This window comes from Frondihabitans cladoniiphilus (assembly GCF_039544345.1).
Classification (GTDB): Bacteria; Actinomycetota; Actinomycetes; order Actinomycetales; family Microbacteriaceae; genus Frondihabitans; species Frondihabitans cladoniiphilus.
Map to the genome: position 1 here is coordinate 463,118 of NZ_BAABLM010000005.1, position 24,259 is coordinate 487,376.

Annotated in this window: 19 protein-coding genes; 12 read left to right on the forward strand and 7 right to left on the reverse strand. The window is 69.9% G+C overall.

Annotated features, from left to right (window positions below):
* The first annotated feature begins 10 nt into the window (after nucleotides 1-10).
* The 8 genes from ABEA39_RS14055 (at nucleotide 11) to ABEA39_RS14090 (ending at nucleotide 10,116) form a co-directional block, all read left to right on the forward strand.
* Complete coding sequence (locus ABEA39_RS14055) at nucleotides 11-1,534, forward strand: sugar ABC transporter ATP-binding protein (RefSeq protein WP_345376541.1); 1,524 nt, start codon at nucleotides 11-13, stop codon at nucleotides 1,532-1,534.
* Nucleotides 1,531-2,583, forward strand: coding sequence for an ABC transporter permease (locus tag ABEA39_RS14060; protein WP_345376542.1), 1,053 nt, complete (start codon nucleotides 1,531-1,533; stop codon nucleotides 2,581-2,583). Before ABEA39_RS14055 ends, ABEA39_RS14060 begins: the two co-directional genes overlap by 4 nt.
* On the forward strand, nucleotides 2,576-3,655 hold the full coding sequence (locus ABEA39_RS14065) for an ABC transporter permease (protein ID WP_345376543.1): 1,080 nt from the start codon (nucleotides 2,576-2,578) through the stop codon (nucleotides 3,653-3,655). The genes ABEA39_RS14060 and ABEA39_RS14065 overlap by 8 nt, the downstream gene beginning before the upstream one ends.
* Before the next feature lie 100 nt (nucleotides 3,656-3,755).
* Nucleotides 3,756-4,814, forward strand: coding sequence for a rhamnose ABC transporter substrate-binding protein (gene rhaS / locus ABEA39_RS14070; protein ID WP_345376544.1), 1,059 nt, complete (start codon nucleotides 3,756-3,758; stop codon nucleotides 4,812-4,814).
* Between the two features lie 54 nt (nucleotides 4,815-4,868).
* The gene (locus tag ABEA39_RS14075; protein WP_345376545.1) at nucleotides 4,869-5,204 is read left to right on the forward strand and encodes an L-rhamnose mutarotase; all 336 of its coding nucleotides are present in this window, start codon (nucleotides 4,869-4,871) and stop codon (nucleotides 5,202-5,204) included.
* A 79-nt stretch (nucleotides 5,205-5,283) separates the two neighbouring features.
* The gene (gene rhaI / locus ABEA39_RS14080) at nucleotides 5,284-6,450 is read left to right on the forward strand and encodes an L-rhamnose isomerase (protein ID WP_345376546.1); all 1,167 of its coding nucleotides are present in this window, start codon (nucleotides 5,284-5,286) and stop codon (nucleotides 6,448-6,450) included.
* A gap of 46 nt (nucleotides 6,451-6,496) precedes the next feature.
* A complete protein-coding gene (locus tag ABEA39_RS14085; RefSeq protein ID WP_345376547.1) occupies nucleotides 6,497-8,551 on the forward strand; it encodes a bifunctional aldolase/short-chain dehydrogenase in 2,055 nt (684 codons plus the stop codon).
* Nucleotides 8,548-10,116 carry a rhamnulokinase gene (locus tag ABEA39_RS14090; RefSeq protein ID WP_425556979.1) on the forward strand — a complete coding sequence of 523 codons (1,569 nt, stop codon included), beginning with the start codon at nucleotides 8,548-8,550 and terminating at the stop codon, nucleotides 10,114-10,116. Before ABEA39_RS14085 ends, ABEA39_RS14090 begins: the two co-directional genes overlap by 4 nt.
* A 916-nt stretch (nucleotides 10,117-11,032) precedes the next feature.
* Here the strand turns inward: ABEA39_RS14090 and ABEA39_RS14095 are convergent.
* The 3 genes from ABEA39_RS14095 to ABEA39_RS14105 form a co-directional block, all read right to left on the reverse strand.
* Nucleotides 11,033-12,271 carry an alpha-hydroxy acid oxidase gene (locus ABEA39_RS14095; protein ID WP_345376548.1) on the reverse strand — a complete coding sequence of 413 codons (1,239 nt, stop codon included), beginning with the start codon at nucleotides 12,269-12,271 and terminating at the stop codon, nucleotides 11,033-11,035.
* Nucleotides 12,272-12,322: 51 nt separating this feature from the next.
* On the reverse strand, nucleotides 12,323-12,985 hold the full coding sequence (locus ABEA39_RS14100) for a GntR family transcriptional regulator (protein WP_345376549.1): 663 nt from the start codon (nucleotides 12,983-12,985) through the stop codon (nucleotides 12,323-12,325).
* Between the two features lie 250 nt (nucleotides 12,986-13,235).
* Nucleotides 13,236-14,423 (reverse strand): phosphotransferase enzyme family protein, encoded by a 1,188-nt coding sequence (locus ABEA39_RS14105; protein WP_345376550.1) that lies wholly within the window; start codon nucleotides 14,421-14,423, stop codon nucleotides 13,236-13,238.
* 186 nt (nucleotides 14,424-14,609) lie between these two features.
* Between ABEA39_RS14105 and ABEA39_RS14110 the strand changes: the two genes are divergently transcribed.
* Nucleotides 14,610-15,956 (forward strand): aspartate aminotransferase family protein, encoded by a 1,347-nt coding sequence (locus ABEA39_RS14110; RefSeq protein WP_345376551.1) that lies wholly within the window; start codon nucleotides 14,610-14,612, stop codon nucleotides 15,954-15,956.
* Nucleotides 15,957-15,960: 4 nt separating this feature from the next.
* Nucleotides 15,961-16,695: a GntR family transcriptional regulator gene (locus ABEA39_RS14115; protein WP_345376552.1), complete on the forward strand. Its 735-nt coding sequence runs from the start codon at nucleotides 15,961-15,963 to the stop codon at nucleotides 16,693-16,695.
* Nucleotides 16,696-16,738: 43 nt separating this feature from the next.
* Here ABEA39_RS14115 and ABEA39_RS14120 read toward each other — a convergent pair whose 3' ends face one another.
* The 3 genes from ABEA39_RS14120 to ABEA39_RS14130 all read right to left on the reverse strand — a co-directional run bounded on the left by ABEA39_RS14120 (nucleotide 16,739) and on the right by ABEA39_RS14130 (nucleotide 20,410).
* Nucleotides 16,739-18,277 (reverse strand): amino acid permease, encoded by a 1,539-nt coding sequence (locus ABEA39_RS14120; RefSeq protein ID WP_345376553.1) that lies wholly within the window; start codon nucleotides 18,275-18,277, stop codon nucleotides 16,739-16,741.
* 163 nt (nucleotides 18,278-18,440) lie between these two features.
* Nucleotides 18,441-19,748, reverse strand: a complete 1,308-nt coding sequence (locus tag ABEA39_RS14125; RefSeq protein ID WP_345376554.1) for an MFS transporter — start codon at nucleotides 19,746-19,748, stop codon at nucleotides 18,441-18,443.
* A complete protein-coding gene (locus tag ABEA39_RS14130; RefSeq protein ID WP_345376555.1) occupies nucleotides 19,745-20,410 on the reverse strand; it encodes a GntR family transcriptional regulator in 666 nt (221 codons plus the stop codon). The genes ABEA39_RS14125 and ABEA39_RS14130 overlap by 4 nt, the downstream gene beginning before the upstream one ends.
* 77 nt (nucleotides 20,411-20,487) lie before the next feature.
* Here ABEA39_RS14130 and ABEA39_RS14135 point away from each other — a divergent pair, with 77 nt between their 5' ends.
* The gene (locus ABEA39_RS14135; protein ID WP_345376556.1) at nucleotides 20,488-21,168 is read left to right on the forward strand and encodes a histidine phosphatase family protein; all 681 of its coding nucleotides are present in this window, start codon (nucleotides 20,488-20,490) and stop codon (nucleotides 21,166-21,168) included.
* Nucleotides 21,169-21,235: 67 nt separating this feature from the next.
* Here the strand turns inward: ABEA39_RS14135 and ABEA39_RS14140 are convergent, their stop codons facing one another.
* Nucleotides 21,236-22,204, reverse strand: a complete 969-nt coding sequence (locus ABEA39_RS14140; protein WP_345376557.1) for a sugar-binding transcriptional regulator — start codon at nucleotides 22,202-22,204, stop codon at nucleotides 21,236-21,238.
* Nucleotides 22,205-22,365: 161 nt separating this feature from the next.
* Between ABEA39_RS14140 and ABEA39_RS14145 the strand changes: the two genes are divergently transcribed.
* Nucleotides 22,366-24,204, forward strand: a complete 1,839-nt coding sequence (locus ABEA39_RS14145) for a glycerol-3-phosphate dehydrogenase/oxidase (protein WP_345376558.1) — start codon at nucleotides 22,366-22,368, stop codon at nucleotides 24,202-24,204.
* Nucleotides 24,205-24,259 lie beyond the last annotated feature (55 nt).

The window sequence follows — 24,259 nt, forward strand, 5'->3', positions numbered from 1 at the left end:
GGCAGCACGCATGACGGGCATCCCCCTCGCCGAGGCCCCCGTCACCCTCGAGATGCGAGGCGTCACGAAGGCGTTCGGTCCGGTGGTCGCCCTGGCGAACGGCACGATCGCGCTGGAGGCCGGCCGCATCCACGCCCTCGTCGGCGAGAACGGTGCCGGCAAGTCGACCATGGTGAAGACCATCGCCGGCGTCTACCAGCCCGACTCCGGCACGCTCGAGCTCCGAGGCGAGCCCGTCGTGTTCGCCGGGACGGCCGAGAGCAAGGCGGCGGGCATCTCCGTCATCTACCAGGAGCCGACCCTCTTCCCCGACCTCACCGTCGCGGAGAACATCTACATCGGGCGCCAGCCCCGCAACCGGCTCGGATTCATCGACCGGCCGGCGATGCGTCGTGAGGCGGCCGAGCTTTTCGCCCGCCTCGGTGTGCCGATCGACCCCGATCGCGTCGCCGAGGGGCTCTCCATCGCCGACCAGCAGATCATCGAGATCGCCAAGGCCATCTCGCTCGAAGCCCGTGTGCTGGTCATGGACGAGCCGACGGCGGCCTTGAGCGGCGTCGAGGTCGACCGTCTCTTCGCCGTCGCCCGCAGCCTGCGCGACCAGGGCGCGGCCATCCTCTTCATCTCCCACCGCTTCGACGAGGTCTTCGCCCTCTGCGACAGCATCACCGTCATGCGCGACGGTGCGTACATCGCCACGCACGACGCCGACTCGATCACCGTCGACGAACTCGTGCACGAGATGGTCGGTCGCGACATCAGCGCCCTGTTCCCCAAGGAGGAGGCCGAGATCGGCGACGTCGTCCTCTCCGTCGAGGGGCTCAGCCGGGCCGGGGTCTTCTCCGACATCTCGTTCGAGGTCCGCGCCGGAGAGATCGTCGGGCTCGCCGGTCTCGTCGGAGCCGGTCGCACCGAGGTGGCTCGTGCCGTCTTCGGCGTCGACCGCTACGACACCGGCTCCGTCACGATGGCGGGCACACCGCTCCGGGCCCACTCGCCGAAGGCCGCGATCGAGGCCGGCATGGCCTTCGTTCCGGAGGACCGCCGCAAGCAGGGGCTCGTCATGGATCTGTCCGTGACCAAGAACACCGCTCTCACGCTGCGTCACCAGCTCGCTCGCTTCGGGCTGATCTCCGGCCGGGCCGAGCGCTCGGCGGCGGAGGACTGGTCGAAGAGGCTCCAGGTCAAGACCGGCTCGCAGAGCCTGGCCGTCTCGACCCTGTCGGGCGGCAACCAGCAGAAGGTGGTCCTGGCCAAGTGGCTGGCCACCAAGCCGAAGTTCCTGATCGTCGACGAGCCGACCCGCGGCATCGACGTCGGCACCAAGTCCGAGGTGCACCGCCTCATCTCCGAGCTCGCCGGACAGGGGATCGCCGTGCTCATGATCTCGTCCGAGCTGCCCGAGGTCATGGGCATGGCCGACCGCATCCTCGTGATGCACGAGGGCACGATCTCCGGCCGGTTCGACCGCGCGGACGCCACGGCCGAGGCCATCCTCCACGCCGCCTCGACCGATGCGGAGGTGGCCGCATGACCCGCGTCGCCGAGACGGCCACTCCGTCGCCCGTCCGACCCCGTGCATCCCGCCCGGCTCTCCGGGGTCTCAGCCGTACGTTCGTCTCGCGCGAGTTCTCGGTCTTCGCCGCGCTCGCGATCCTCCTGATCGTCACGACGATCGCGAACCCCCGGTTCCTCTCGCCGCAGGGCACGAAAGACCTGCTGCTCAACTCGGCGATCTTCGTCGTGATGGCGGTCGGCGAGGCGCTGGTCATCATCACGCGGAACGTCGACCTCTCGGTCGGCTCGATCCTCGGACTGACGGCGTTCAGCACCGGCGCGACGTACAACGCGTTCCCGCACATGCCCGTCATCGGCATCTTCGTGATCGGCGTAGTGCTCGGCGCGATCCTCGGAGCCGTCAACGGTCTGATCGTGACGGCCGCGAAGGTGCCCGCCCTGGTGATCACCCTCGGCACGCTCTACATCTACCGCGGCATCAACAACGCCTGGGCCGGCAGTACGCAGTACTTCATCGGCAACGACCCGCCGGAGTTCGGCAACCTGTCGGTGGCGTCGGTGCTGGGGCTGCCCCTGCTCGCGCTGATCGCCCTGGTCATCACCGTCGTGTTCGCGCTGTACCTCTTCGGCTCGCGCTCGGGTCGCGACCTCTACGCGATCGGCTCCGACCCGGTGGCCGCTCAGCTGTTCGGCATCAAGGTGACCCGTCGGGTGATCGGCGCGTTCGTCGCCAGCGGTGCCCTCTCGGGTCTGGCCGGCGTGCTCTACGCCTCCCGCTTCAACTCGGTCGGAGCCGACACCGGCACCGGCTACGAGCTGCAGATCGTCGCGGCGGTCGTCGTCGGCGGGGTCGCCATCTTCGGCGGCTCGGGCACCGTGGTCGGCGCGGCGATCGGCGCCGTGCTGCTCACCACGATGACCGGCGCCCTCGCGGCCCTGAACGTCAGCAAGTTCTGGCAGCAGGCCATCGTCGGCATCCTCATCATCGCCGCCATCCTCATCACGAAGCTCATATCCCTGCGCAACGCCAAGAAGTTGCGAGTCAGCGAGGCCAAAGATGTCTGACACCATCGAGAAGACCGCGGTCCGGCCGCCTGCTCCCGCCGTCCGCTTGCGCAGTCGCTTCTGGCGCGGGCGGGATGCCACGATCGTCTACGCCCTCGTCTTGATCGTGGTCCTGGCGGCGCTCTTCATCCCGTACTTCGCCTCGGTCACCACCGTCAGCTTCCTGCTGATCGACGCCATCCCCATCCTGCTGATGGCGATGCCCATGGCCTTGATCATCATCACCGGCGAGATCGACCTGTCGGTGGCATCGACCGCCGGTCTGTCGGCTGCAACCCTCGGGGTGCTCTGGCAGGCGGGGCACGGGCACACGAGCATCGTGGCCATCTTCGTGATCTGTCTCGTGATCGGCGCCGCCTGCGGAGCGTTCAACGGATTTCTCGTCGCCGTCGTCGGGCTTCCGTCCCTCGCCGTCACGATCGGAACGCTGGCGCTCTTCCGGGGTCTCGCCCTGGTCGTCATCGGCGACAACGCCGTGGCGGACTTCCCGACCGCCGTCACGACGTTCGCGACCTCGAACATCCCCGGAATCGGCGTGCCGACCGTGATGATCTTCGTCGCCATCGTCGTCGTCATCTTCGGGGTGATCCTCCACTTCACCCCGTTCGGCCGCGGGCTCTTCGCTCTCGGCTTCAGCCCCGAAGCCGCGAGCTTCGTCGGCATCCGGGTCAACGCGTCGAAGTTCTGGCTCTACGTCGCCAGCGGCGTGGTCTCGAGCGCGGCCGGCCTGTTCTGGGTGCTCCGCTACTCGAGTGCCCAAAGCGACAGCGTGCAGGGGCTCGAGTTGAGCGTCGTGGCGGCGGTCCTGCTCGGCGGGGTGTCGATCTTCGGGGGATCCGGGAGCATCGTCGGCGTCGTCGCCGGCGTCCTGATCATCCGCACCGTCAACTACTCGCTGCAGCTCGCGGGTCTGCCCGACACGGTGCTCACCATCGTGACCGGCGGCCTGCTCGTGCTCTCGGTCGTCGCCCCGAGCATCACCGCCCGCGTCCGGGTCCTGCGCGAGCAGCGAGCCAGGGCCCGAGACCTCGGTGCTCCGGCACCGGCACCGACCGGCGCTCCCGCGTCGTGACCCACTCGGCGCCCCCGGCGCCCCGAAACCACCGGCGCTCGCGCGTCGTGACACCTGCGACGCCCGGCACCTGGCGTCGTTCCACCAGAGAGGAAGAACAATGAAGTTGTCTCGCAACGCTGCGGGAGGGACCCTGTCCCGATCGCGGAAGGTCCTGGTCATCGCCGCAGCATCCACAGCAGCCCTTCTCGCCCTGACCGGCTGTGCCGGTTCGGGCAGTTCGGGCGGATCCGCCAGCAAGCACATCAGCATCGCCTTCGTCCCGAAGCAGCTGAACAACCCGTACACCGACGTCGAACTCGGCGGCGGGAAGGACGCAGCCAAGGCCACCGGCGACACCTACTCCGTCGTCGGCCCGAACACGGCCAGCGCGTCGTCGCAGGTCAGCTACATCAACACGCTGACCCAGAAGCACACCAACGTGATCGCCATCGCGGCCAACGACCCCAACGCGGTGTGCTCGGCCCTGAACCAGGCCAAGGCCGGCGGCGCGAAGATCATCACCTTCGACTCCGACACCGACAAGAACTGCCGCAGCCTCTTCATCAACCAGGTCAACGCGAAAGACGTCGCGCTGATCGAGCTGAAGCAGATGGCGGAGCAGATCAACAACGAGGGCGAGATCGCGATCCTGTCCGCGACGGCCAACGCGACCAACCAGAACTCCTGGATCCAGTACATGAAGCAGGAGCTCGCGTCGAACCCGACCTACTCCAAGATCAAGCTGGTCACCACGGTCTACGGAAACGACGACGACACGACGTCGTTCCAGGTCGCCCAGGGTCTGCTGCAGTCGTACCCGAACCTGAAGGGCATCATCTCGCCCACGACGGTCGGCATCGCGGCGACGGCACGCTACCTCTCCACCTCGTCGTACAAGGGCAAGGTCATCCTGACCGGTCTCGGCCTGCCGAACCAGATGCGCCAGTACGTGAAAGACGGAACCGTCAAGGAGTTCGCGCTCTGGGACCCGGCCAAGATCGGTCAGGCCACCGTCTACGCGGCCAAGGCCCTCGTCGCCGGCACCATCACCGGCAAGTCCGGTGACACCTTCAAGGCCGGCTCGCTCGGCACTCTGAAGGTCGGCGCCGACAACACCGTGATCGTCGGCGGCCCCACCGCCTTCGACTCGTCGAACATCGACAAGTACAACTTCTGACCCGGTTCGGGCCCGTGTCGCTCCGGCACGGGCCCGGCCCCACGAAGGAGCCCCATGCATCGGATCTGCTTCCTCCTCCACGTGCGGCCGGATCGGCTCGACGAGTACCGCACGGCACACGAGGCCGTCTGGCCCGAGATGCTCGAGGCGCTGAAGGCGACCGGCTGGAACGACTACTCGCTGTTCCTCGAGGAGGAGACCGGCCTCGTCGTCGGAGTCCTCGACACCGTGGACTTCGAGGCGGCACAGGCCGCGATGGCCGCCACCGACGTCGACGCGAAGTGGCAGGCGTCCATGGCGCCGTACTTCGCCGAGACCGACTCGCCCGTCACCGCGCTCCCGCGCGTGTTCCACCTCGAGACGCAGCTCGCCGCGCTCGCCACCCCCTGACTCCCCGCTCACGCTGACTCCCCGGGTCACCCTGACCTCCCGCTCACGCTGGCTCCCCGCTCACGAAAAGAGACTTCGAATGACCACGTTCGCCGACATCGCACCGATCCTGGAACGCCAGGCGATCGAACTGCCCAGTTGGGCCTTCGGCAACTCCGGGACCCGTTTCAAGGTGTTCGGCACGCCGGGCACGCCCCGGACCCCGGAGGAGAAGATCGCCGACGCGGCCAAAGTGAACGAGCTGACGGGGCTGGCTCCCGCCGTGGCGCTCCACATCCCGTGGGACCTGGTGGACGACTGGTCCGCCCTCCGCTCGTACGCCGAGGGTCTCGGCGTGCAGCTCGGCACGGTCAACTCGAACACCTTCCAGGAGGACGACTACAAGTTCGGCAGCCTGACGCATTCCGACCCCGCCATCCGTCAGAAGGCGGTCGACCACCACTTCCGCTGCCTCGACGTGATGGACGCCACCGGCAGCCGCGACCTCAAGATCTGGCTCGCCGACGGCACCAACTACCCCGGTCAGGACTCGCTGCGGGCCCGGCAGGACCACCTCGCCGAGTCGCTCGCGAAGATCTACGACCGCCTCGGCGACGACCAGCGGATGGTGCTCGAGTACAAGTTCTTCGAGCCGGCGTTCTACCACACCGACGTTCCCGACTGGGGGACCAGCTTCGCGCAGGTGAGCGTGCTGGGCGACAAGGCCTACACCTGCCTCGACACCGGCCACCACGCACCCGGCACGAACATCGAGTTCATCGTGATGCAGCTCCTGCGCCTCGGCAAGCTCGGGTCGTTCGACTTCAACTCGCGGTTCTACGCCGACGACGACCTGATCGTCGGGGCCGCGGACCCGTTCCAGCTCTTCCGCATCCTCTTCGAGGTCATCAACGGCGGCGGCCTCGAGGTCGACTCCCCGGTGCAGTTCATGCTCGACCAGTGCCACAACGTCGAGGACAAGATCCCCGGCCAGATCCGCTCGGTGCTGAACGTGCAGGAGATGACGGCCCGCGCGCTGCTCGTCGATCGCCCGGCCCTCGAGGCGGCGCAGGCCGCCCACGACGTGCTCGGTGCCAACGGCGTCCTGATGGACGCGTTCTACACCGACGTGCGGCCGGCGCTGGCCGAATGGCGCGAAGGGCGCGGGCTGCCGGCCGACCCGATGAAGGCGTACGCCGAGTCCGGCCACCAGGGGAAGCTGGCGGCCGAGCGCGTGGGCGGCAAGCAGCTTTCGTGGAGCGCCTGAGCGACCCCGTGCATCCCCCGTTTTCCGCTCTCGACCTGGAGATCCTGTGACCGACACCACCACCAGCACCGCGTCCGCTGCGGCGGACCTCATCGCCCGCTCGAACCGCCTCGGTTCCGACCCGCGCAACACCAACTACGCCGGTGGCAACACCTCGGCGAAGGGCACCGAGATCGACCCGGTCACGGGCGAGCCGGTCGAGCTGCTCTGGGTGAAGGGGTCCGGCGGTGACCTCGGCACGCTGAAAGAGAGCGGTCTCGCGGTGCTCCGGCTCGACCGCCTCCGTGCCCTGAGCGGCGTCTACCCGGGTGTCGACCGCGAGGACGAGATGGTGGCCGCGTTCGACTACACGCTGCACGGCAAGGGCGGTGCGGCCCCGTCGATCGACACGGCCATGCACGGTCTCGTCGACGCCGCGCACGTCGACCACCTGCACCCCGACTCGGGGATCGCCATCGCGACCGCTGCCGACGGCGAGGTCCTGACCGACACGATCTTCGGCGACAAGGTCGTGTGGGTGCCCTGGCGCCGGCCGGGCTGGCAGCTCGGCGAAGACATCGCCGCGATCAAGAAGCAGAACCCGGAGGCGATCGGCACGATTTTGGGCGGCCACGGCATCACCGCCTGGGGCGACACGTCGGACGAAGCGGAACGCAACTCGCTCTGGATCATCGAGACCGCCGCCGCCTACATCGCCTCGCACGGCCGGCCGGCCCCGTTCGGTGCCGCCCTCGCGGGCTACGAGGCCTTGAGCGAGGATGCACGGCGCGAGAAGGCCGCGGCCCTCGCCCCGGTCCTGCGCGGGCTGGTCTCCACCGACGAGGTCAAGGTGGGGCACTTCACCGACAGCCCCGAGGTGCTGGACTTCCTGGCGTCGGCCGAGCATCCCCGTCTCGCCGCCCTCGGCACCTCGTGCCCCGACCACTTCCTGCGCACGAAGGTCAAGCCGCTCGTGCTCGACCTGCCCGGCACGGCCACCGTCGAGGAGTCCATCGCCCGTCTGCGCGAGCTGCACGACGAGTACCGAGCCGAGTACCAGGCGTACTACGACCGCAACGCCACCCCCTCGTCGCCCGCCATCCGCGGGGCCGACCCGGCGATCGTCCTGATCCCCGGCGTCGGGATGTTCTCCTACGGGGCCGACAAGCAGACCGCCCGGGTGGCGGGCGAGTTCTACGTCAACGCGATCAACGTGATGCGCGGCGCCGAGTCGCTCTCGACCTACGCGCCGATCGACGAGCACGAGAAGTTCCGCATCGAGTACTGGGCGCTCGAAGAGGCAAAGCTCGCCCGCCGCCCCGCGCCGAAGCCGCTCGCCGGCCGGATCGCACTCGTCACCGGCGCCGCCTCGGGCATCGGCAAGGCCATCGCCACCCGTCTCGCCCACGAGGGGGCCGTGGTGGCGATCGCCGACCTCGACCTCGCGAAGGCACAGGCCGCCGCGGCCGAGCTCGGCTCGACCGACGTCGCGATCGGAGTGCAGGCGAACGTCACCAGCGAGGACGAGATCGATGCCGGGATCCAGCAGGTGCTGCTCGCGTTCGGCGGCCTCGACCTCGTCGTCAACAACGCCGGCCTCTCGCTGTCGAAGTCGCTGCTGGAGACGACCGTCGCCGACTGGGATTTGCAGCACAACGTGATGGCGAAGGGCTCGTTCCTCGTCTCGCGGGCTGCTGCCCGGGTGCTCATCGACCAGGAGCTCGGCGGCGACATCATCTACATCTCGTCGAAGAACTCCGTCTTCGCCGGCCCGAACAACATCGCCTACTCCGCGACCAAGGCCGACCAGGCCCACCAGGTGCGCCTGCTCGCAGCGGAGCTCGGCGAGTACGGCGTGAAGGTCAACGGCATCAACCCCGACGGCGTCGTGCGCGGCTCCGGCATCTTCGCCGGAGGGTGGGGAGCCAAGCGCGCCGCGGTCTACGGCGTGCCCGAGGAGGAGCTCGGCGCCTACTACGCCCAGCGGACCCTGCTGAAGCGCGAAGTGCTGCCGGAGAACGTCGCCAACGCCGTCTTCGTGTTGACCGCCGGCGACCTCTCGCACACGACGGGGCTGCACATCCCGGTCGATGCAGGGGTCGCCGCGGCGTTCCTGCGATGACGCCCGGTGTCGGTTCCGGTGCGTGGCCTGGGGCTGGAGGGCACTCCGGGGCGGGGGCACGCCCTGGGGCTGGAGGGCGCTCCGGTTCCGTCGCCGCGGTCGACCTGGGTGCGACGAGCGGGCGCGTCGTGCTCGGCCACGTCGGGCCGGGCGAGCTGCGTCTGCAGCACGTCGCGCGGTTCCCGAACCGCCCGGTGACCGTGCCCGAGAGCGGGGGAGCCCCCGGCCTCCACTGGGACCTGCTCGGCCTCTGGAGCGCGATCGGCGACGGCCTCGCCCAGGCCGGCCGCTCGGCCGACCTCGTGTCGATCGGCGTCGACTCCTGGGCGGTCGACTACGGCCTGCTGCGGCAGGGTAGCCTCGTCGGCCTGCCCTACCACTACCGCGACGAGCGAACGGCCCTCGGCGTCGCCACCGTCCACGCCGCGATCCCGGCCGACGAGCTCTACCGCCGCACCGGCCTGGCGCACCTTCCGTTCAACACGATCTTCCAGCTCGCCGCCGACCAGGCCGTCGGCACCCTCGACACGGCCGACCGCGCCCTCCTCGTACCCGACCTGATCGGACGCTGGCTGACCGGCGTCGACGTCACCGAACGCACGAACGCCTCGACGACGGGGCTGCTGTCGGCGGTGTCGGGGGAGTGGGAGCCCTCGCTGTTCGCCGGGACGCGCATCCCCCGTTCTCTCTTCGCGCCTCTCGTCGACCCCGGAACGTCGGTCGGCGCACTCCTGCCGGCCTTCGCCACTTCTGCTGGGCTCGGTTCGGTGCCCGTGACGGCGGTCGGCTCGCACGACACGGCCTCCGCCGTCGTCGGGGTCCCGCTCGAAGACGAGCACGCGGCCTACATCTCGAGCGGCACCTGGTCGCTGGTCGGGGTCGAGCTGTCGGCGCCCGTCGTGACCGATGCCGCCCGTTCGGCGAACTTCACCAACGAGGGCGGGGTGGACCACCGCATCCGCTTCTTGAAGAACATCTCGGGTCTCTGGCTGCTGTCCGAATCGATGCGCACGTGGGATGCCCGTGCCTCCGCTTCGGCCGCGCCCGGGTCGTCGTCCACCGACGCCACGCGCGCGAGCGATCTCGCGACCCTTCTCGCGGCGGCGGCCGAGGTCACGCGTCCCGTCGCCGTGTTCGACGCGTCCGACGAGCGATTCACCCCGCCGGGTGACATGCCGTCCCGCATCCGCTCGTGGTGCGTCGAGCATGACGTCGAGCCGCCGGCGTCGCAGGCCGAAGTGGTGCGGAGCATTCTGGAGTCGCTGGCCGCGGCCTACGCCGTGACGTTGGACGAGGCGGAGCGGGTGTCGGGGCGGACCATCACCACGGTGCACGTGGTCGGCGGGGGATCGCAGAACGAGCTGCTCTGCCGGTTGACGGCGGAACGGACCGGCCGCGTCGTGCTGGCCGGGCCGGTCGAGGCGACGGCGATCGGGAACGTGCTCGTCCAGGCACGGGCGGCCGGGCTGCTGCCGCAGTCGTCGTCGCTGGAGGCGCTTCGGGCGCTCGTGCGGGAGGCGTTCCCGCCGGTGCGGTACGAGCCTGCTGCTGCGGCGCGGCGGTAACTCAGGACGGATGGCGCGCTCGGCCTCGTGGGGGCCTCGCGCGCGTTGTTCAGCCTGAGTTGTCGGCGTGCTGCCGCTGCCGTGCTTGCGCGCGTGCCGCCGCTGCTGTGCTCGCTGCTCGCGCTGCTCGCGAGTCATTCGTCGTCCGCCCGTGCTCGTCGCGTCGGCAATTCAGGACGTCATGCTCGTCGCGATGTTGCCCCACGGCGAGGCGCGCCGTTGCGGCGCCAGGCGCCTGAATTGCCGACAGCCGGCCAGGGGGCGGGTGGGATGCGGGGGCTGGCCGGGCTCCTTCTGGCCGGCCGCGCTTGCTCGGATGGCGGCCTCAATTCGAGTTCGGCCCCCGTGTCGGCGATTCAGGAATCTGGGCGCCGGGCCGGGTGACTGCGGGCGCGCGGCGGGGCCCGGTGACTGCCTGCCTGAGTTGCCGACGGCGGGGACGGGGCGGCCGGGTCACGGACGAAGGGGTGGCTGGGCCCGGGGGGCTGGCCCGGCTCGGACGGCGGACTCGGTTCGAGTTCGGCCCCCGTGTCGGCGATTCAGGAATCTGTGCGCCGGGCCGGGTGACTGCGGGCGCATGGCGGGGCCCGGTGACTGCCTGCCTGAGTTGCCGACAGAAGACGCGCGTGTCGGCTGGTGATCGTGCCCTGTCGACAATTCGGGAATCTGGCGCTCGTCCTGGGCAGCTGCTGCCGCCGAGCGGCAGCCCGCGGCAGAACGCCTGAGTTGCCGACCGGAGCCGTCGCCTGCTGCTGGGAGGCGCGGGGTGTCGACAATTCGGGAACCTGACAGTCCGCACCCGCCGGTCAGCGCTTCGTGGCGGGGCCCAGTGACTGTTTTCCTGAATTCTCGACGGCAGCGGGAGCACGCGCGAGAGAGCCCAGCGGAGCGCGCGCCGCTACGACCGCGCGCGCCGCTACGACCGCGCGCGCGGCGCCAACCGCTCGAGCTGCGTCACGTGCGCGGGCGTCAACTCCTCCAGCGAGTGCGCGCCGAGCAGCTTCATCGTGCGGACGATCTCGTCGGACAGGATGGCGATCGTTCGGTCGACTCCGGCTCGCCCGCCGGCCATGAGCCCGTAGAGGTAGGCGCGCCCGATCAGCGTGAACTTCGCCCCGAGCGCGATGGACGCCACGATGTCCGCGCCGTTCATGATGCCGGTGTCGACGATCACATCGAGGTCGTTCCCGACCTCCCGCACCACCTGCGGCAAGAGGTGGAACGGGATCGGCGCCCGGTCGAGCTGGCGTCCACCGTGGTTCGACAGCACGATGCCGTCGACCCCGAAGTCGGCGAACTTCTTGGCGTCGTCGAGACTCTGCACGCCCTTGATGGCGAGCTTGCCGGGCCACATCTCTCGGATCACCTTGAGGTCCTCGAAGCTGATCGACGGGTCCATCGCCGAGTCGAGGAGTTCGCCGACGGTGCCGCCGGTGGAAGCGAGCGAGGCGAACTCGAGCTTGGGTGTGGTGAGGAAGTCGATCCACCACCACGGCCTCGGGATCGCGTTGATCACGGTGCTGGGCGTGAGCTGCGGTGGGATCGAGAACCCGTTCCGCTTGTCACGCAGTCGAGCACCGGCGACGGGGGTGTCGACCGTGAAGAACAGGGTCTCGAACCCGGCGGCGGCGGCCCGCTCGACGAGGCCGTACGAGATCTCGCGCTGTCGCATCACGTAGAGCTGGAACCAGTTGCGGCCCGTGGGGTTGGCCGCCTTGACGTCTTCGATCGACGAGGTGCCGAGCGTGGAAAGGGAGAAGGGGATGCCCGCTGCCGCAGCCGCACCGGCTCCGGCGATCTCGCCCTCCGTCTGCATCAGGCGCGTGAAGCCGGTCGGCGCGATCCCGAACGGCATCGCGGACGCCGCCCCGAACACGGTGGCCGTCGTGTCGACGTTTGCGACGTCGCGCAGCACGCCCGGGTGGAACTCGACGTCCTCGAAAGCTTGGCGAGCGCGGGTGATCGAGATCTCCCCTTCGGCCGAGCCGTCGGTGTAGTCGAACGCGGCCTTCGGGGTCCGACGTTTGGCGATCATGCGGAGGTCGGCGATCGTGAGCGCCGAGGCGAGCCGGTTGGCCTTGAGGTCGAGGTTCGGTTTCTTGAACTGCAGGTACTCGAGGAGATCGGCGGGCTTCGGTAGCTGTCGTTGCGTCATTGCAGGGCCTCCAGGCTCAGGGCGGTCGTGATGTCGGAATAGGTCGGGGCGTCAGGAAGAAGGAGAAGGGTGTGGAGCTCGGTCGACGTGCTCGAGCAGCCGGTCGCGCGAGGTCAGGATGTGCTCGCGGACGAGCCGGGCCGCAAGCGCCGGGTCGCCCGCGACGACGGCGTCGAGCACGCGAGCGTGCTGAGCGGCGATGTCGGCGGGACGCCAGAGCGCGTTCGCCTGGACCTGGCCGATGCAGAGTTCGATCTCGCCCATGAGGGAGTCGTGCATCCTCGTCAGCCGGGGGCTCGACTGGGCCACGACGAGGGCGCGGTGGAACGCGATGTCGTCGGCCGCGAACGGGGCGTCGTCGGGTGCTTCGGCGAGGGCGCGGTTGCTCCGAACGGCGTCGGGCGGCACGGAACCCAGGCCGGCGAGAGCGGCCAGAGCCGCCCCTTCGACGAGGGCCCGGTTGTCGTAGAGGTCGACGATGTCGGCGCGGCTGAGGGCGGGAACGCGAGCGCCTCGGTTCGGTTCGCGACGCAACAGGCCGGCGCCGACGAGCTGGTCGATGGCGATGCGCGCCGTGGGGCGGGAGACGCCGAAGCGCGCGGACACGGCGGCCTCGGTGACGGCGTCGCCGGGACGGATCCGCACGGCCAGCACGTCGTCGCGCAATTCGTGGGCTACGGTGGCGGGAATGCGGGCGACTTCGACGAAGGACATTTGTCAGGCAATCTAGCAGATTGTCAGACAATCCGAGCCTGCGTGTCGCAAATCGCGAGCGTCCTGTCGGGAGCGCCGCGAAGGTGCGGGCCCCGCCGCGCCGCCGGAGGCGGATCGCTCGACATTTGCGACACCAGGGTGCGGCGCGAGAAGTGAGGGGTGGGGGCGCGAGCGGCGGGGGCCCGAGAACGAGGGCGCGAGAACCGGAGCGGGGGATGCGGGCACCACGCGGCAGACGCCCGCGCAGGGCTCAGCCGCGCACGAACCAGAGCGGGTCGGCCACGAACCGCGCCGCGCACTCGACGGTGCCGGGCAGGTTCTCGTCCCAGAGGTCGGCCGGAAGCGCGTCGGGACGGTGCGTCGTCGCCCAGCCGAGCATCGTCAGCCGTCGCATCATCGACAGGGCGCCCGCCGTGGCCAGGTCGGCTGCCGAGAGCGGGGCGACCGACCGGTAGCCGTCGAGCCAGCGCGCCCCCATCTCGAGCGCGGCCGGACGGTGCTCGTAGAAGGTCAGCGCCGCCCCGAAGTCGTAGAGGAACCAGCCGTAGCCGCAGTCGTCGAAATCGATGATCGTGAGCTCACCGGAGCCGCCCGAAGACGAGCCGCCCAAAGACGAGCCGCCCGCAGCCGACGAACCGCCCGAAACCGACGAACCGCCCGAAACCGACGAGCCGCCCGAGGACGAGCCGCCCGAAGACGAGCCGCCCGCGACCGACGGGGCGGTCATCACGTTCGACGGTCGGAGGTCGCCGTGGATCAGCCCCCAGTGCTCCGGCGAGGGGTCCACCGCGGCCAGCAGCTCGAGGGCACGCGTCTCGGCGGCCTGCACGACCGCCCGATCCGAGTCGCCGAGGGGAGCGTCGCCCCAGGTGCCCCACCGGGCGGTCGGACCGACCATGTCGCTGTAGTTCCAGGCGAAGCGGCGGAACGACGCCGGCACCTGCCAGCCGCGCGCGTGCTCGTGCAGCTGCGCCGTCACGCGCCCTATCTCCACGAAGTGCGAAGCGAACCCGTCGCCGTCGAAGTCGAGGCTCTCCTCCAGGATCGTCCCGGGCACGAAGTCGAACGCGACCGCCGTCCACGCGGCACCCGTTTCGTCCGTCAAGAACTGCACGAAGTCGCCGTCGACCCCGGTCCGCGGCGACGGCGTCGGCACGCCCACGTCCTTCTGCAGGGCGTCCACCCACACCAGTTCGCTCCGCACGTGCTCGACGCTCTCGGCGTAGCCGGGCCGGCCGAGACGGACCACGAGCGTGGGATGCCCCGCCACCGTCACCTTGAACGTCACGTTCTCCGACACCGCGATCAGCGTCACGGCCGTGGCCCCTGCGTCGAGGCCCCAGGCCCGGCAGACCCCGTCGTGCACCCAGCCGGGTGCGGCGTCGCCCCGGGCGACGTGGTCGAACGAGGCGAGCGAGCCGGTGGTCGTCGTGGTCATGCGCCGACCGTAGGGGCAAAGACGGCGGGATGCACGTGCCCGGCCCGATCCGTTACCGGCCATTCACACGGGCCCCCCGATTGGTAACGTCGCCGCAACACGAGCCGCCTGCACGTCCACTCGGGCCCCCGAGAATGGAGATCCACCTTTCGAGCGCGCTCCGCTCGACGAGCGACGGGAACCGGCATGACGAACACCGCATCGATCCTCGACGGCAACAGCTTCAAGGCGTCCGACGCCGAGGGGCTCGACCCGCGCACCCGCTCGCTGACCGAGCGCCGCCGGGTGCTGGGCGCCTCCTACCGCCTCTTCTACCGACACCCCGTCGAGCTCGTGCGCGGGCGCGGGGCGCATGCGTGGGACGCCGAAGGCAACGAGTACCTCGACCTGTACAACAACGTCCCGAGCGTGGGGCACGCGCATCCCGCCGTCGTCGCGGCCGTTCAGGAGCAGATGTCGGAGCTGAACACGCACACGCGCTACCTGCACCCGAAGATCCTCGACTACGCCGACGACCTGCTGTCGACCATGCCGTCTGCCGTCGATCAGATCATGTTCGTCTGCACCGGCTCGGAGGCGAACGACCTAGCGTTGCGGGTGGGCCGGGAGTTCACCGGAGGCAAGGCGTGGATCGCCACGGCTGAGGCCTACCACGGCAACACGGCGCTGGTGTCGGCGCATTCGCCCTCGCTGACGGGCGCGGAGGAGATGGATCCGGCGCTGCGGGTGATCGAGGCGCCCGACACGTACCGCCTGGGCGACGGGACCGCCGCGGGCGCCGGGGCCTGGTGGACCGCCCGAGTGGCCGAGGCGATCGCCGACATCGAGGCGTCCGGCGACGGCTTCGCCGGGCTCATCATCGACTCGTCGTTCTCGTCGGACGGCATCTTCCTCGGCGAGCCCGGCATGATCGCCGCCGCCGTCGACCTGGTGCACGCCCACGGCGGCGTCGTGATCGCCGACGAGGTGCAGCCCGGCTTCGGCCGCACCGGCACCCACTTCTGGGGATTCGAACGAGCGGACTACGTGCCCGACCTCGTCACGACCGGCAAGCCGATGGGCAACGGGTTCCCCGTGGCGTCGATGGCTGCCCGGCGCGAGGTGCTGGAGGCGTTCAGCTTGAAGCGGCCGTACTTCAACACGTTCGGCGGCAACCCGGTCGCGATCTCGGCGGCGCAGGCCGTGCTCGACGTGATCCGCGACGAAGGGCTGCAGCGGCAGGCGCTCGAGGTCGGGCACGAGCTGCGCGCAGCCGTCCGCGAGCTGCAGGGCGTGCATCCCGCGCTCGGAGACGTTCGAGGATCGGGGCAGTATACGGGGGTCGAGATCGTGTCGGACCGGGAGGCCAAGACCCCGTCCTCGGCGGTGGCGCTCGACCTGCTCGAGGAGCTCCGCGACCGACGGGTGCTCACCAGCGTCTGCGGACCGAACAACAGCGTGCTGAAGCTGCGGCCGCCGCTGGCGTTCCGGTCGACCGACGTGCCTCGGCTCGTCGAGGCGCTCGACGCGTCGCTGACCGCACTCGGGGTCTAGGCGGATGGCGCGCGACCCCTCGGAGCTCGGCCAGCGCATCCGCGCCCTCATCGCCCGCGCGGAGCTGCGCGTCGGTGACCGGATCGGCTCGGAACGGGCCCTGGCCGAGCAGTTCGGCGTGCCGCGCTCGGCGCTCCGAGAGGCCCTGGAGGAGCTCGAGGCCGCGTCGCTGGTCCGCCGGACCATGGGGCGAGCCGGGGGCGTGTTCGTGGCCGACGGCAAGATCGAGCGGCAGTTAAACACACTGCAGGGCGTTCCCGACCTGCTGCGGCAGCAGGGGTTCGTCGCGCACACGGAAGTGCTGGCGAGCGGGGTCGGAGTGGCCTCGCCCTCGGAGCAGCGGAGCCTGGCGCTCGCCGAGGGTGACAACGTGTTCCGATTGCAGAGACGGCGGGATGCGGCCGGCGTGCCCTTGTCGCTCGACACGATGGTGCTGCCGATGCGGGTGCTGGCGGGGTTCCAGCAGCGCGACCTCAGCGAGTCGGTCTACCGGATCCTCGCCCGCGACTACGGGATCGAGCTGACCCACGCCGACGAGACGATCGACGTGACGGCGGCGACCCCGGCCCAGGCCGCGGTGCTCGGAGTGGCCGCCGGGGCGCCGCTGTTCGAGATCTGGCGCACGGCCTTCGACGCCTCCGAGACGCCGATCGAGTTCTCGCACGACTTCTTCCGGGCCGACCGCACGCGCATCAGCCTCCGGCGGTACGGAGCGCGGTGGAAGCGGGCCGCCGGGTAGGGCGGCCCGCTCCGTTCCCGTCCTACGGCGTGGTCCGCGCCCGCTAGACCAGGTCGGACTCCCGCGCCGCCTCGGCCGACCGCACCTCCGCCTCCATCACGTCGTAGCCCTCCGTCTGCGGGTCGCGGTGCAGGCCGCCCGACAGCGCGTACTCCTCCTCCGGCGCGAGCACCAGGTTCTTCCGCCCGACCAACGCGAACAGGATCAGGCCCACGGCGTAGACGATCAGCATGATCACGATCGCGCTCGTCAACGCCGGGTTGAGGATCTCGCCGATGAAGATGGCGAGCCCGATCACTCCGGCGATCACCGCGCCCGTGATGCCCCACGGCGACTTGTACGGCCGCTTCGCGTTCGGGTACTTCCGACGCAGGAGCAGGAACGACACCATCTGCAGCATGTACGACACGACCGCGCCCCACACCGCGATGTTGAGCACCATGCCGCCTCCGCCGCCCGGCGTCGACAGCTCGGCGACGACGAGGGCCGCATAGCCGAGGAGGGACGCGACGACGATGGCGATGACCGGGGTCTGGCGCTTGCCGGTGATCGAGAGGCCGCGCGGGTAGTAGCCCGCCCGCGAGAGCGAGTACATGTTGCGGCCGGCGGCGAACATGATCCCCTGCAGCGAGGCGAGCAGGCCGACGAGGGCGAACGCGGAGAGGATTGCGGCGATCTTGTCGTTCGGGATGATCGCCCGGAACCCGTCGAGCAGGGGTTCGGCCGATGCTCCCGCAGCCGTCCCGCCGAGCACGGCCGGGTTCAGCACCAGCACGATGGCGCCGCATGCGACGAGCGTGACGAGACCCCAGACGCTCGCCTTGGGGATGTCCTTCGACGGGTTGTGCGCCTCCTCGGCGGAGAGCGGCAGCTCCTCGATCCCGAGGAACAGCCAGACGCCGAACGGCAGCGCGAAGAAGATCGGCAGGACTCCGTGCGGCAGGAAGCTCGTCATGCCCGCGTCGGGCTTCACGTCGAAGAGGGAGCCGAAGTCGAGCTTGCCGGAGAACGCCGACAGCAGTGCGAAGGCGACCAGCACGGCCAGCGAGATGAGGGCGACGACGAGAGCGAACTTGAAGGAGATGCTCGAGCCGAGCGAATTCAATCCGATGAACACGAGGTAGAGGATCCCCCACCAGACGAACTGCGGAAGGCTCGACCCCGTCAGGTCGTGGAAGATCGCGTCGGCGTAGCCGGCCGAGAAGTAGACGACCGCGGCCGTCGTCAGCACGTACTCGAGGGTCTCCGCGAGCCCGGTGACGAACCCGCCCCACGGCCCCATCGAGGCCCGCGCGAACGAATAGGCGCCGCCGGTGTGCGGCATCGCGGCGCTCATCTCGCCGATCGAGAAGATCATGCCGAAGAACATCACCACGACCACCGCGCTCGCGATCAGCAGCCCGCCCCAGCCCGCGCTCGTGATGCCGGCGTTCCAGCCGGAGAAGTCGCCCGAGATCACCGCCGCGATGCCGATGCCCCAGATGCCCCAGAAGCCGGCCGTGCGCTTGAGGGTGCGTTTCTCGAAGTAGTTCGTGTCGGCGGCCGTGTAGGTCACGCCGCTCGGGGTGCTCGTGTTCGCCATCGGAGGTCTCCTCGCGGGGAAGGGATATGAGGGGACCATTGCAGCGGCTGGGAGGCGGCTGCGTGTTCCGGGGGCGTGAATGGGTTGTAACGAGCGCGTAAACCCTGAGGTGCCGCCGCTGCGAGGCCGTCCCTGCGGCGGCGAACGGGCGGCGCCCCGAGGCTCAGACCTCGAGGGCCTCCGGCAGGTGCTTGCGGAACGAGACCAGCACCAGCACGAACGACACCACGGCCAGCCCCACGAAGACAGTCAGGATCACCGAGACCGAGGCGAGCACGGTCAGCGCCGCGATGACGACCGGTGCCAGGAAGCCGAGGTACGCGAAGGCGTAGAAGATGCCGGTCAGGCCGGCGAGGTCGCGCTTGCCCGCGATCGTCTGCACCTCCTGCAGCCCGGAGAAGAGCCCGAACCCCATGCCGAAGCCGATCACCACGTTGGCGCCCAGGCCGAGCACGACCGACTGCTGCCGGATCGCGACGATCACGAGCACCAGGCCGATCGCCGTCAAAAGCACCATCGCCGCGAGCCCGCGGGCACTGGACGACGAGTGGACCCGGCGCGACAGCGGCGCGATCGCCGACGAGACCCCCAGCGCGATGACGGTGGCCGCCGTGGCGAACACCAGCCCCCACGAGCCGGTGGCCCCGCGGAGCTGCGTCGGCAGGTAGCCGTAGGCGATGGCGGCCCCCGCGAAGATCCACGGGCACGAGATCATCACCACACGGATGAAGCGCCGGTGACGGAACGACGGGACGCTCAACTGGCGGTACCAGGGCCCGGTCACGCCGCCGGACGTGTGCGACTCCGGCGCGCGCCACACGATGAGCGCGAAGACGATCGCGACGACGATGTGGATCGCGAAGGGCAGCACCTCGGGGATCGGCCCCCACTGCGCGATGAGTCCCGCGACGAGCGCGCCGAGACCGGAACCCAGTGTGAAGGCGAGGGATCCGCGCCTCGCCCCCGACGACACGTCCGCCTTCGGGTCGTGCGGCGCCTGCGAGAGCTCCTTGATCCAGCTCGTCCCGACGGCCATGGCCACCCCGACCGCCAGGCCCGAGAACAGGCGGCCGACGAGGAGGAACTCCGGCCCCAGTGGGCCGAGAGCGAGGATCCCGCTGCCCATCACCGCGAGCAGCAGCCCGATCAGGGTCATCGGCTTGCGGCCGTGCCGGTCGGAGAGCGACCCGGCGATGAGCAGGGCGGGAGCCAGCCCGAGCACGTAGATGCCGAGGAACCCGTTGACCAGCACCGACGAGTAGTGGTCGCGGTTCTCGTACATCAGCAGCAGCGGACTGAACTGGTTGCCGCCCCACGAGATGGCGAAGACGGCTCCGAAGACGCGGGCCCAGGGGGCGAGTCGTGTGGAGCGGACGGGACGGGGATCCCGCGTTCCGCGCCCTTTCGCCTCCCGTGACGGGGCGGGCAGCCGCACCGATCCGGTGTCGGGCTGCGTGTCGACGGCGCTCACAGCAGGCCCCGCAGCACCTCGACGTGGCGGCCCAGCACGGCGGCGTAGGCGTCGCCGTCGCCAGCCTCGAGGGCGTCCGCGAGCTCGCGGTGGTCGGCGAAGCTGGTGTGGAGGTGCGAGGGCTGGATGCGCATCAGGTGATGCCGGAGCCGTTGGGCGCGGTCGTGCAGCAACCGGCTGAAGTGGGCCGCGATCGGGTTGCGGGAGGCCTCGACGACGGCGGTGTGGAACTCGTCGTCGGCCTCGACGAAGGCGTCGACGTCGTCGGCCGCGAGGGCGGCGGCCTGCCGCGTGAGGAGGTCTCGGAGGAGGGGGAGCAGGGCATCCTGCCCACGTTCTCTGACCACCCGGCGAGCCGCAGCCGACTCGATCGCCTCGCGCATCTCGACCACGTCGTCGGCCTCGCTCGGGGACATCGGCCGCACCACGGCGCCCTTGCGCGACTCGAGCGTCAGCAGCTCTTCGGCGGCGAGTCGCAGGAACGCCTCGTGCACGGGCGTGCGGCTCATGCCGAGCTCGAGGCAGACGACGTTCTCGCTGATGGCTGTGCCGCCCGGCAGGTCGCCGCGGATGATGCGGGCCTTGGTGAGGGCGTAGGCGCGGTCGGCGGTGCTGCCGGGGGCGGCCGCGCCGGAGGGGTCGGTCGGGGTCAAGACGGTCACGGGCTCATTCTAGCGCTTGCATGCAAGGCTGCATGCGACGTTGCATGTCGGCGACGGGTGCGGCGTATCCTGGCGAGGTGCGCATCCTCCTCGTCCGTCATGCCCAGACCACCGCGAACGCCGGGGGCGAGCTCTCCACCGTCGCGCCCGGCCCGTCGCTGACCGCCCTGGGGCGAGAGCAGGCGGATGCCCTGGCCTCCGTCTTCGTCGACGAGCACCTGCAGGGACGCCCGCTCGACGGCGTCTACGTCTCCACCCTCGTGCGGACCACCCAGACCATCGAGCCCCTCGCCCGACTGCTCGACCTGCCGATCGTCCAGCTCGACGGCACCCACGAGATCGAGGCCGGCGACTTCGAGGGCAGCACCGACTCGGAGTCGATGGCGGCCTACCTCGCGCCGATCCGCCGCTGGGCGCAGGGCGACCTGGGGGCGACGATTCCCGGCGCCTACGACGGCACGCACTTCCTAGCCCGGTTCGACGGGTCGCTCGCGCAGGTCCACGCGACCCATGGCGACGATGCCGTGGTGGTGGTCGTCAGCCACGCGGGGGCGATGCGCGTCTGGCTCGGCGGCCGCACGGAGAACCTCGATCCGGCGTTCTCCGCGGCGCATCGGCTCGAGAACACCGGCGTCGTCGAGCTCGACGGGTCGCCGTCCGACGGGTGGCGGGTGGTGCGGTGGCAGGGCGAGCCGATCGGCGGGGATGCCCTGGCCGAGGCCGTCGACTCGGATCCGTTGGGCGAGACCGTCCTCTGACGCGGGGCCGTGCATCCCGCGCTCTCGTGTCTCGGCGCAGCCCCGACGGCGCCGCAGCCCCGCGGCGTCAGCTCTCGAGCAGCGCCCGCGCCGTGCTCTCGTCGACGATCAGGTCGGTGATGAGTCGGGCGGCCAGGGCCCCGCGGAGGCTCGCCGTCTTCGAGTCGCCCGCCACGATGCAGACCCGGCGCGGAGTGGCCCGGATGACTGCGAGGTCGGGGCCGGTGGCTCGGGAGTTCAGCATGATGTCGGAGGACGATCCGTCGGCCCGGTAGAAGACGGTCGCCACGTCGCCGACGACGCGGTCGTGGACGAGGCTCTCGTGGTCCTCCTTCTCGAGGTATCCGCCCGCGTAGACGTGGCTGGGCACCAGTGCGCGGGGCGAGCCGACTCCGAAGACGACGACGTCCATCTGGTCCTGCAGGTCGAGCACGCGGCGGGTGCTGCGCTCGCGCCAGAGGGCCACCTTGGTCTCGGGGTCGTCGAAGAACGCCGGCACCGGGAACTGCTGCACGGTGGCGCCGAACGCCTCGCCGAACCGCCGCAGGATCTCGCTCGCGTAGACGATGCCGGTCGTGCGCGGGTTGGCGGCGCCGTTGATCTGCACGATGACCGAGCCGTGCGTGGGCTTCGGGGCGAGGTAGCGGCTGATCGCGCTCATCGTCGATCCCCAGGCGACCCCCACGACCATGTTCGAGTCGATGAACTGGGTGAGAATTCGTGCAGCCGACAGGGCCACCCGGTCGAGCCGGTCGACGTCGCTGGTCTGGTCGGGCACCGGCACGACGTGCGCGGTGATGTTGAACCGTCGATGCAGCGCGTCGCCGATGACCGTGGCCTGGTCGAGGGGCGAGCGGATCTGGATGTCGACGAGGCCGGTCTCCCGCGCGAAACTCAGCAACCGCGAGACGGACGAGCGCGAGGTGCCGAGTTCGCGGGCGATGGCCTCCATCGTGAGGTCCTGCAAGTAATAGAGGTGGGATGCACGGAGAGCGTCTTGGATCCGGTCGGACGGTGTCGCCTCGAGAGAGGTCATTCGGGGTTCTCCAAGGAGGGTTCGGAAGTCTCGGTGCACGTATGTGCAGCGCTCTTGACCACATGCGCGCACGCGACAAGTATGACTGCAGTTGCCCATTCAGACCACACCGATCTGGCTCACCGGTGCAACCCCACAACGACAGTGAAAGCGACAGGCCAGTGACTACGTCGAAGAAGACTTCAGAAGTGCGTGACAACGTCTCCCGCATCCACGAGCGGCCGAATGCTCAGGTGCTCATCATCGGTGGTGGCATCAACGGAATCGCCACCTTCCGCGACCTCGCGCTGCAGGGCGTCGACGTCATCCTGGTCGAGCGCAACGACTACGCCTCCGGTGCGTCGGCTGCTTCCTCCCACATGATCCACGGCGGCATCCGCTACCTCGAGAACGGCGAGTTCCGCCTGGTCCGCGAGTCGGTCGAGGAGCGCAACGGTCTGCTCAAGATCGCGCCGCATTACGTCAAGCCGCTTCAGACGACGATGCCGATCTTCTCCACGTTCTCCGGCATCATGAACGCGCCGCTGCGCATGCTCACGCACAAGCAGCGCTCCACCAAGGAGCGCGGCGCCCTGCTGATCCAGATCGGCATGACGCTGTACGACTCCTTCTCTCGTGACGGCGGCACCGTGCCGAAGCACGTCTTCCGCCTGCGCAAGGCCGCGCTGAAGGACATGCCCGCCCTCAACAAGAACCTCAAGTACACGGGCACCTACTACGACGCCTCCGTGCACGAGCCCGAGCGTCTCGCTCTCGACGTCCTGAAGGACGGCCTCGCGGCCGGTCAGGGCGAGGGATCCACGTCCAAGGCCCGCAGTGCCAACTACGTCGAGGCCGTCGGCACCCGCGACGGCGGCGTCCTCCTCCGCGACGTCGAGTCCGGCACCGAGTTCGTCGTGACCGCCGACGTGATCGTCAACGCCTCCGGCCCCTGGACCGACCTCACCAACAAGGCCTTCGGCGCCGAGTCCCAGTACATGGGCGGCACCAAGGGCTCGCACATCGTCGTCGACAGCCCCGAGCTGCTCAAGGCCACGAACGGTCGCGAGCTGTTCTTCGAGAACAACGACGGCCGCATCGTGCTCATCTACCCGCTGAAGGGGCGCGTGCTCATCGGCACGACCGACCTCGAGGCCGACATGTCGCAGCCGGCGATCTGCACCGAAGAAGAGGTCGACTACTTCTTCGACCTGGTGAAGCACGTCTTCCCGAGCATCTCGATCACCCGCGACCACATCGTGTACCGCTACTCGGGCGTCCGTCCGCTGCCGAAGCACGACGACCTCGCCGCCGGCTTCGTGTCGCGCGACTACCGCATCGTCGAGACCGAGGTCGCGGCGCTGCCCAAGTCGAAGGTGCTGTCGCTCGTCGGCGGCAAGTGGACCACGTTCCGCGCCCTCTCCGCTCACCTGTCGACCGAGGCCACCACGCGCCTCGGCGTGCAGCGCACGGTCGACACGACCGGCATGCCGATCGGCGGCGGCAAGGACTTCCCGGTCCTCCCGGGCGACCGCGCCCGCTGGATCACCGACCACCTGAACGGCCTCGAGCGTGACCAGGTCGACCGTCTCCTCTCCCGCTACGGCACCCGCGCCGAGAACGTCATCCAGACACTCATCGACCAGCCGTCCGAGGCCCTGACGAGCGACCCGACGTTCACGAGCGCCGAGATCGCCTACTTCGCCGAGCGCGAAGACGCCGTGCACCTGATCGACGTGGTCCTCCGTCGCACGAACATCGCGTTCGTCGGCGGCGTCACCATCGAGCTCCTCACCGAGCTGGCCGGGGTCCTCGCGACGTCGCTCGGCTGGGACGACGAGGTGCGCGACGGCGAGATCGAGGACACGATCGAGATCCTCCGCACGTTCCACGGTGTCGAGGTCGGCTCGCAGCACGTGCCCTCCCGCTCGACGGACTCGTCCGGCCCGGACGCCGCTCCGGCGCCCGAGAAGGCCGAGAGCCCCGTCACCGCTGCCGCCTCGGGTTCGCCCCAGGCCTGAGCAGTAGCCGCCCGCACCTCCTGACGAAGGCCCCGTCCACCGATGACCCGGTGGG

Excerpts from the sequence above, each read along its gene's own strand:
- ABEA39_RS14055 (WP_345376541.1), top strand. The coding sequence starts at position 11 with ATGACGGGCATCCCCCTCGCCGAGGCCCCCGTCACCCTCGAGATGCGA.
- ABEA39_RS14060 (WP_345376542.1), top strand. The coding sequence starts at position 1,531 with ATGACCCGCGTCGCCGAGACGGCCACTCCGTCGCCCGTCCGACCCCGT.
- ABEA39_RS14065 (WP_345376543.1), top strand. The coding sequence starts at position 2,576 with ATGTCTGACACCATCGAGAAGACCGCGGTCCGGCCGCCTGCTCCCGCC.
- rhaS (WP_345376544.1), top strand. The coding sequence starts at position 3,756 with ATGAAGTTGTCTCGCAACGCTGCGGGAGGGACCCTGTCCCGATCGCGG.
- ABEA39_RS14075 (WP_345376545.1), top strand. The coding sequence starts at position 4,869 with ATGCATCGGATCTGCTTCCTCCTCCACGTGCGGCCGGATCGGCTCGAC.
- rhaI (WP_345376546.1), top strand. The coding sequence starts at position 5,284 with ATGACCACGTTCGCCGACATCGCACCGATCCTGGAACGCCAGGCGATC.
- ABEA39_RS14090 (WP_425556979.1), top strand. The coding sequence starts at position 8,548 with ATGACGCCCGGTGTCGGTTCCGGTGCGTGGCCTGGGGCTGGAGGGCAC.
- ABEA39_RS14095 (WP_345376548.1), bottom strand. The coding sequence starts at position 12,271 with ATGACGCAACGACAGCTACCGAAGCCCGCCGATCTCCTCGAGTACCTG.
- ABEA39_RS14100 (WP_345376549.1), bottom strand. The coding sequence starts at position 12,985 with ATGTCCTTCGTCGAAGTCGCCCGCATTCCCGCCACCGTAGCCCACGAA.
- ABEA39_RS14105 (WP_345376550.1), bottom strand. The coding sequence starts at position 14,423 with ATGACCACGACGACCACCGGCTCGCTCGCCTCGTTCGACCACGTCGCC.
- ABEA39_RS14110 (WP_345376551.1), top strand. The coding sequence starts at position 14,610 with ATGACGAACACCGCATCGATCCTCGACGGCAACAGCTTCAAGGCGTCC.
- ABEA39_RS14115 (WP_345376552.1), top strand. The coding sequence starts at position 15,961 with ATGGCGCGCGACCCCTCGGAGCTCGGCCAGCGCATCCGCGCCCTCATC.
- ABEA39_RS14120 (WP_345376553.1), bottom strand. The coding sequence starts at position 18,277 with ATGGCGAACACGAGCACCCCGAGCGGCGTGACCTACACGGCCGCCGAC.
- ABEA39_RS14140 (WP_345376557.1), bottom strand. The coding sequence starts at position 22,204 with ATGACCTCTCTCGAGGCGACACCGTCCGACCGGATCCAAGACGCTCTC.